The organism is Candidatus Margulisiibacteriota bacterium (assembly GCA_041650635.1).
In the GTDB taxonomy this organism is placed as follows: domain Bacteria; phylum Margulisbacteria; class WOR-1; order JAKLHX01; family JBAZKV01; genus JBAZKV01.
On sequence record JBAZKV010000049.1, the window covers coordinates 1 to 3,168 of the forward strand.

Annotated in this window: 3 protein-coding genes; all 3 read right to left on the reverse strand. The window is 50.8% G+C overall.

All coding sequences use genetic code 11. From position 1 onward, the window contains the following. A partial coding sequence (locus tag WC490_08120) for a hypothetical protein (protein MFA5098565.1) occupies positions 1 to 1,898 on the reverse strand: 1,898 nt, incomplete at its 3' end. A 99-nt stretch (positions 1,899 to 1,997) separates the two neighbouring features. After that, a complete protein-coding gene (gene proC, locus WC490_08125; GenBank protein MFA5098566.1) occupies positions 1,998 to 2,819 on the reverse strand; it encodes a pyrroline-5-carboxylate reductase in 822 nt (273 codons plus the stop codon). A 3-nt stretch (positions 2,820 to 2,822) separates the two neighbouring features. After that, positions 2,823 to 3,168, reverse strand: a 346-nt coding sequence (locus tag WC490_08130) for a cell division protein SepF (GenBank protein ID MFA5098567.1), incomplete at its 5' end; no start/stop codon positions are given.

A 3,168-nucleotide genomic window follows, 5' to 3' on the forward strand; every position in this document is an offset into this window, starting at 1 on the left:
CCCTGGTTTGGCAGGTTAGAGGCCATGTCCGGCTGCCCTATCACCACATCCGCAGAAGCATTGTTTGCCGTGGGGAACGAATTAAAAATAAGCACCCTGTGATTTCCCTGGTCGGAAACGAAAAGTCTTGTACCATCCGATGATATTCCCACGGGATAATAAAAGGTATTGGCCGCTGGAATAAGACCTCCCTGGTTAGCCGAATTTGAGATAAGATCCGGCTGGCCTATTACGAGGTCCGCAGAGGCATTATTGGTTGTAGGTATGCTGTCATATACAAGCACGCGGTGGTTGGCAGCTTCAACAACCAACAACCTCGTGCCGTCGCTGTAGGCAGCCGAAGGCCTGTACATAGTATTTGGGCCTGCACCTCCGCCCTGGTTCGCAAGGTTTGAAGTAAAGTCCGGCTGGCCTATGACCACATCCGCTGCGGCATTATCTGATGAAGGGATGGAATTGTATATCAGGACCCTGTTGTTGTATGAATCGCACACTATCATTTTTGAACCCGTCACAAAAACATTCCTGGCAGCGGCCAGGACCGCGGCAGAAACGGCTTCCGCAGTCTGATTTGCGGAGTTGCTCGTCATATTGGGCTGGCCTATCACTACATCAGCGGGAGCATTATTGATCTCCGGTATGGAATTATAGATCAGGACGCGGTGATTGCGAAGATAATCCGATATAAAAAGCTTAGTTCCGTCGCTGTAGATGCGAGAGGGCGTGTTCAACCCGAAAGCCGATACAGCTCCTCCCTGGTTTGCGGAATTAGAAGCAAAATCCGGCTGCCCGATCACTACATCTGCCTCTATCCTAGATCCTGAGGCAATAAAAGCGCTTATCTTTGCGTCAATATTCTTGTAGACCATGACCCTGTTATTGCTCTGTTCAAGTACAATAAGCCTGTCAGTATCGGCAAAGAGCCCCACCGGCTTTGACAGGCTTTTATTTGAGATCCCGCCTGTGTTGGCGGTCCTGGTCGTCATATCGGGCTGCCCCACGACAGCGTCTGCAGCAGCAAAGTTGACCGCGGGGATCGTATCGTATATAAGCACCCTGTTGTTTTGTATGTCAGAAACATAAAGCCTGCTGCCTACGGTATAGACCAAACTTGGCTGGTACATGCTTTGAGCCGACAACCCGCCGTTATTTGCGGCGTTTGATGACATATCAGGCTGTCCCAGCACTACATCCGCTGCAGCATTATTTGAAGAAGGGATGGCATTGTATATCAATATCCTGTTGTTCATGTCATCCCCGACAAATAATCTGGTTCCGTCAGAATAGACCGCTTTGGGAGTGTTAACCGTGTTTGCAGCGGGAGACCCGCCCCGGTTTGCGGAATTGGAACTCATGTCCGGCTGTCCAACCACCAGATCAGCTTCAGCAAAGTTATGGGATGGCAGGCTGTTATAGATCAAAATCCTGTGGTTGTCAGTATCTGCAATAAAGAGTCTCGTCCCATCGGTACCAAGTCCGGAAGGGCTGTCCAGGGATTTTGACGAAATCCCTCCGTAATTTGAGATATTTGACGCAAGGTCGGGCTGCCCTATCACTGTATCCGCGGCAGAATTGTCTGATAAGGGTACCGAATTATAGATGAGCACCCGGTTGTTACCCCTGTCGGCTATCACCAGTTTGTCCTCTATTTTGATCATCCCGCTCGGAAGATACAGGGTTTTTCCATACTGCCTGCGGTTCATCAGGTTAGAGGCCATATCCGCCTGGCCTACTACTATATCGGCTGTTGAGCCCGAGACAGAGTCTACGGCACGAGGCCCGAGAGCAGGGACCACAACGGCAATAGAAAATGCGGCAATGACGGGAGCAATATACAAGCCAAGCCGCAGTCGACCGGACTTTAGTTTAGTTATCGTTTTAGATAGGTTGTTTAGCATTTTTTGTTTGGGTCAAGGGTTTAGGGTCAAGGGTATAGTCAGACATAGTTCGCCCAATGTTTGACTTGACCCTTGCCCCTTGACCCTAGTCCGGCACAGCTATCCAGCCAGCTCCCGGCTGATGCTCCTGGACCTTGAGGCAGCGGCATAGACCGCGTCCGCTACTATCTGCGAAAACCCTGCCTCTTCGAAAACCTTTAGGCCTTCAACCGTTGTCCCTCCGGGGGAAGCGACCATTTCTACCAGCTCTTTGTGGCTTTTGCCAGTCTCTTTGAGCGCCTTGACGGATCCTATCGCGGTCTGAACTGCCAAAAGATAAGCGGTCTGCCGGTCAAGACCGGCCTTTATCCCTCCTTCTGCAAGTGCGGCAACGAACTCATAGACAAATGCGGGTCCTGACCCTGAAAGGCCCGTGACCGCATCAAAGTGTTTTTCGCTGATAACAACGGTTTTTCCAAGGCAGTCAAATATGTCCGTTGCCGTTTTTATGTCGGAGTTCCCGGCATTCTTCCCGGCTGCTATCGCACTCATCCCCTCTCCTATCAGGCACGGGTTGTTAGGCATAGTTCTGATGACCGGACAGCCCTTGAGCTCTTTTTCAAGAAAGGAAAGAGGGACCCCCGCCGCGATAGAGATCACCAGTTGCGAAGCTTTTATGTCTTCTTTGATCTGCGGAAGGACCTGGGACATGTTCTGCGGTTTAACCGCAAGAATTATTACATTACCGGCCCAAACTGCCCTGTTGTTGTCCTCGCAGGAAATGACCCTGAATTTTCGCGCAAGGCCTTTTGTCCTTTCGGCATCCTTGTCCGAAATATAGATGCGTCCGGGAAGATACAGTTTTTTCTTTATAATGCCTCCTATTATGGCCTCGGCCATTCTGCCGGAGCCTATAAAGGAGAGCTTTTTGCCCAAGGCCATCTCCTACATCCTATTGTGCAGAAGGTTGTCCTGTGAGGCTGCGCTTTCCTGTCCGGTCGAGGAATTATCCGAGATGGAAATGCTGCTCGGCGAAAGGAGAAAGATGGTGTCCGATATCTTTGTCATGTGCCCGTCTATGGCAAAAGCCGTTCCGCAGACAAAGTCTATGAGGCGCATTCCTTCCGAAGAATCAAGGTACTTAAGATTGACTATGACCGGGTCCCCTGCCCTTAGACGCGCCGAGATCTGCAGGGAGTCTTCATATGCTCTGGGCTCGTACAGCATGATCTCGTAATCGCTGCTGGAGGCCTTTTTGCTGGACCTGGGTTTGATGGGTCCAAGATCGAGA